We start from the raw sequence: 4,410 nt of genomic DNA, 5'->3' as shown, positions 1-4,410 counted from the left end.
ACGCGCTGGAAAGTGGGCCGACTGCTCGCCCAAGCGCGCGAGCGCGGCATCATTCGCATCGAGATCGTGCACCCGCGCGCTCGCCGTCTCGCTCTCGAACGTGACCTCAGCGCCCGCTTTGGTCTCAAAGACGCGGTCGTGGTTCCTGCCCCCGCCGACGACGTCGAACTGCAGGCGCGCGTGAGTGAAGCCGCCGCGGACTACCTCGTGAGTCATCGCCCCGTGCCGCGATTGCTCGGCGTGAGCTGGGGTCGTACGTTGCACCAGGTCGCCGAGGCTTTGCCCTCGGGGTGGTCGACAGCCGTCAACGTCGTGCAGATCAACGGGGGCGTGAGCCTCAGCAAGCGCCCCGGCACCGCGGCGGCGACCGCGGTCATGATCGCGCAAAAGGCGGGCGGGCAAGCCACGCTACTGCCGAGCCCCGCCATTCTCGAACGCCTCGAGACGAAGAAGGCCATCGAGGGCGACCGCACGGTCGGCGGCGTACTGGCGATGGCGCGCGGCGCTACGGCCTATCTCTACAGCGCGGGGGTGGCCGACACGAGCTCGGTGCACGTCGACAGCGGTTACCTCACGGCCGCCGACATCGCCCGGCTCGTCGAGCGCGGCGCTGTGGGCGACGTCATTGGTCGCTACATCACGGCCGACGGCACGATCGCCGACCCCGAATTGGATGCCCGCACTCTCGGCCTCGGCCTCGAAGAGCTGCGCAACGCGGCCACGAGCATCCTCGTGATCGGCGGTGAGCCGAAGCACGCCGTTGCGCGCGCCATTGTGACGCACGGACTCTGCTCGGTGCTCGTGACCGACGAACACACCGCGCGCGCGCTCTTGGACGACACGAACGCCGACGACGATCTCAACTCCGCCACCACAGCATCCCGAGAGGACGCCTCATGACCATCACCCAGCCCGTCGGCCTCGCGCCGGCGGATCGCGCCGTGCGATTGCTCGGCGGCGACCTTACCGAGACGGCACTGCGCCTGCACCTCGACGGACTCACGGGCGTTGACGCCGTGGGCCTCGAACAGCGCGCCGCGGGGCTCAGCACGCGCTCGATCAAGACGAGTTCGAAGGCCTGGGCGCTCGACACGATCATTCGCACGTGTGACCTGACGACGCTTGAGGGCGCCGACACTCCCGGCAAGGTGCGCTCGCTCGTTGCCAAGGCGATCACGCCCGACGCGAGCGACCCGACGACTCCGAGCGTTGCGGCCGTGTGCGTCTACGGCGACATGGTGGGTTACGCCGTCGAGGCGCTGGGTAGCCGGCACGCGGCAGGAGGCACGGAGGGCATCCAGGTGGCTGCCGTCGCCACGGCCTTCCCCTCGGGGCGCGCGAGCCTGGCGATCAAGCTCGCCGACACGCGTGACGCCGTCGCCGCGGGCGCCGATGAGATCGACATGGTCATCGACCGCGGCGCGTTTCTCAGTGGTCAGTACGGCGTCGTGTTCGACCAGATCGTCGCCGTGCGCGAGGCGTGCATGCGCCCCGACGGCAGTCACGCGCACCTCAAGGTCATTCTCGAAACGGGTGAACTGCAGACCTACGACAACGTGAAGCGGGCATCCTGGCTGGCGATTCTCGCGGGAGCCGACTTCATCAAGACCTCGACGGGCAAGGTGAGCCCCGCGGCGACCCTGCCCGTCACGCTGCTCATGCTCGAGGTTATTCGCGATTGGCACCGCCTGACGGGCGAGAAGATCGGCATGAAGCCGGCCGGCGGCATCCGTGCCTCGAAAGATGCCGTGCGCTACCTCGTCACTGTTGCCGAGACCGTGGGCGAAGAGTGGCTTACCCCGCAGCTGTGGCGTTTCGGCGCCTCGAGCCTCGTCAACGACGTGTTGCTGCAGCGCCAGAAGATGCGAACCGGTCACTACAGTGGCCCCGATTACGTGACGGTGGACTAGATCATGGCCTTTCTCGAATACGCAGCGGCGCCCGAGTCGGCGTCGATTCTGAACCTCAAGGCGCAATACGGCCTCTTCATCGATGGCGAGTTTGTTGACGGGCACGGCGAGGTCTTCGACACGATTTCGCCCGCGACCGAGCAGGTCATCGCGAGCATCGCCCAAGCCACCGCCGGTGATGTGGATGTTGCGGTCGCCTCGGCGAGGCGCGCCTACGACCGCGTGTGGTCGCGCATGTCGGGCAGCGATCGGGGCAAGTACCTGTTCCGCATCGCGCGGCTCGTGCAAGAGCGCGCTCGCGAACTCGCGGTCGCCGAGAGCCTCGACAACGGCAAGCCCATTCGCGAGACGCGCGATGTGGATGTTCCGCTCGTCGCCGCGTGGTTCTTCTACTACGCCGGCTGGGCCGACAAGCTCGAGCACGCGGGCCTCGGCCCGAACCCTCGCGCGCTTGGGGTGGCCGCGCAGGTCATCCCGTGGAACTTTCCGCTGCTCATGCTCGCGTGGAAGATCGCCCCGGCCCTCGCGGCCGGCAACACCGTCGTCATCAAGCCCGCCGAAACGACCTCGCTCACGGCCATGCTGTTCGCCGAGATTCTGCAACAGGCCGACTTGCCCGCGGGTGTCGTCAACATCGTGACGGGCCCCGGCGCTACCGGCCAGGCTCTCGTGACCCACGACGACGTCAACAAGGTCGCCTTCACGGGCTCGACGAATGTCGGCCGGATGATCGCGCGCCAGGTCGCCGGCACCCAGAAGCGCCTCACGCTCGAGCTCGGCGGCAAGGCTGCCAACATCGTGTTCGACGACGCGCCGATGGATCAAGCGATCGAGGGCATCGTCAACGGCATCTTCTTCAACCAGGGTCACGTGTGTTGTGCGGGCTCGCGCCTGCTCGTGCAAGAGAACGTGCACGACGAGGTCATCGACCGCCTCAAGGCGCGGCTCTCGACCCTGCGCATGGGCGACCCGCTCGACAAGAACACCGACATCGGGGCGATCAACTCGGCCGCACAACTCGAGCGCATTCGCACCCTGAGCGACACGGGTGAGGCCGAGGGAGCCGAGCGCTGGACGGCCGATTGCCGCATCCCCGACAAGGGCTTCTGGTTCGCACCGACGATCTTCACGAAGGTGAGCGCGGCGCACGCGATCGCGCGCGAAGAGATCTTCGGCCCCGTGCTCTCAGTGCTGACGTTCCGCACTCCGGCCGAGGCGATCGCGAAGGCCAACAACACTCCCTACGGCCTCTCGGCCGGCATCTGGACCGAGAAGGGCAGCCGCATGCTCGCTCTCGTCGACCAGTTGCGCGCGGGCGTGGTGTGGGCGAACACGTTCAATCGCTTCGACCCCGCGTCGCCGTTCGGCGGCTACAAAGAGTCGGGCTACGGCCGTGAGGGTGGACGCCACGGGCTGGCTGCCTACCTCGAGGCGAGCGGGTGGGATGCTCCGGCTTCGTTGAGCGCAGCATCCACCACTCCATCCGCTGGCGGGCGCGCTGCCCGAAAGCCCGCGAAGACCCGGAAGGCGGTCGCGAAGTGAGCCGACTCACCGTGCCCAAGACCTACAAGCTCTACATCGGCGGCAAGTTTCCGCGCAGCGAGAGCGGCCGCACCTACGAGGTCGTCGCCGCCGACGGATCATTCTTGGCCAACGCAGCCCAGGCCTCGCGCAAAGACGCGCGCGATGCCGTGGTCGCCGCTCGTGCGGCCGTCGGCGGCTGGGCCGGTGCTACGGCGTACAACCGTGGCCAAGTGATTTATCGCATTGCCGAGTTGCTCGAAGGGCGCCGCGCGCAGTTCATCGACGAGATCGCGTCGACCGAGGGCGTGTCCGTTGCCGATGCGAGCGCTCAAGTCGACCTCGCGATCGACGTGTGGGTCTGGTACGCCGGCTGGGCGGACAAGTATGCCCAGGTCGCGGGTAACGCCAACCCTGTGTCAGGACCGTTCTTCAACCTCTCGGTGCCCGAGCCGACGGGTGTCGTGGCCGCGGTCGCGCCGCAGGGCGTGACGGGAGGCTCGTTGCTCGGTCTCGTCTCGGTGATCGCGCCGATCGTCGTGAGTGGCAACACCGTCGTGGTTGTCGCCGACGAACGCGCGCCGCTCTCGGCCATCTCGCTGAGCGAAGTGCTCGCGACCTCGGATGTTCCCGGCGGTGTGGTCAACATGCTCACGGGTTCGGCGGCCGAGATCATGCCGTGGCTGGCGTCGCACGCCGACGTCAATGCGCTCGACCTTTCCGGCGCCGGATCGATCACGGGCGCGAAGGGCGAAACCTGGGTCGACCTGCAGTTGGCGGCGGCCGAGACGCTCAAGCGCGTCGTGCCACCGGTGGCGGGCATCCCGCGTCCGGCGCTCGAGCGCATCACGGCGTTCGTCGAGACGAAGACGGTCTGGCACACGAAGTCCATGCTCTAGCCCGCTGGGGTGCGGTTGCCTGCCGAGACGATTAGGCCGCGGGGAGGCGCGCGAGTGTTTCGGCGGCCGTCAGGTGCGGT

The 4,410-nt window shown here is 67.9% G+C and carries 4 protein-coding genes; all 4 read left to right on the top strand.

Annotated features, from left to right (window positions below; all coding sequences use genetic code 11):
* Positions 1–900: sugar-binding transcriptional regulator (locus tag SFU54_RS05450; protein ID WP_319015283.1), on the top strand; the 900-nt coding region annotated here is incomplete at its 5' end.
* The gene (gene deoC / locus SFU54_RS05445; RefSeq protein WP_319015282.1) at positions 897–1,910 is read left to right on the top strand and encodes a deoxyribose-phosphate aldolase; all 1,014 of its coding nucleotides are present in this window, start codon (positions 897–899) and stop codon (positions 1,908–1,910) included. The genes SFU54_RS05450 and deoC, both read left to right, overlap by 4 nt.
* A 3-nt stretch (positions 1,911–1,913) precedes the next feature.
* Positions 1,914–3,452 carry an aldehyde dehydrogenase family protein gene (locus SFU54_RS05440; RefSeq protein ID WP_319015281.1) on the top strand — a complete coding sequence of 513 codons (1,539 nt, stop codon included), beginning with the start codon at positions 1,914–1,916 and terminating at the stop codon, positions 3,450–3,452.
* The gene (locus SFU54_RS05435; protein WP_319015280.1) at positions 3,449–4,330 is read left to right on the top strand and encodes an aldehyde dehydrogenase family protein; all 882 of its coding nucleotides are present in this window, start codon (positions 3,449–3,451) and stop codon (positions 4,328–4,330) included. Before SFU54_RS05440 ends, SFU54_RS05435 begins: the two co-directional genes overlap by 4 nt.
* Positions 4,331–4,410 lie beyond the last annotated feature (80 nt).

It is taken from the genome of Microcella sp., from assembly GCF_033763155.1.
In the GTDB taxonomy this organism is placed as follows: domain Bacteria; phylum Actinomycetota; class Actinomycetes; order Actinomycetales; family Microbacteriaceae; genus Microcella.
Note: the sequence above shows the minus strand (reverse complement) of the source record. Positions and strands in the feature narration are given on the sequence as shown.

Bases quoted from the DNA above. Each gene is read 5' to 3' on its own strand.
- deoC (WP_319015282.1), top strand. From the start codon at position 897: ATGACCATCACCCAGCCCGTCGGCCTCGCGCCGGCGGATCGCGCCGTG.
- SFU54_RS05440 (WP_319015281.1), top strand. From the start codon at position 1,914: ATGGCCTTTCTCGAATACGCAGCGGCGCCCGAGTCGGCGTCGATTCTG.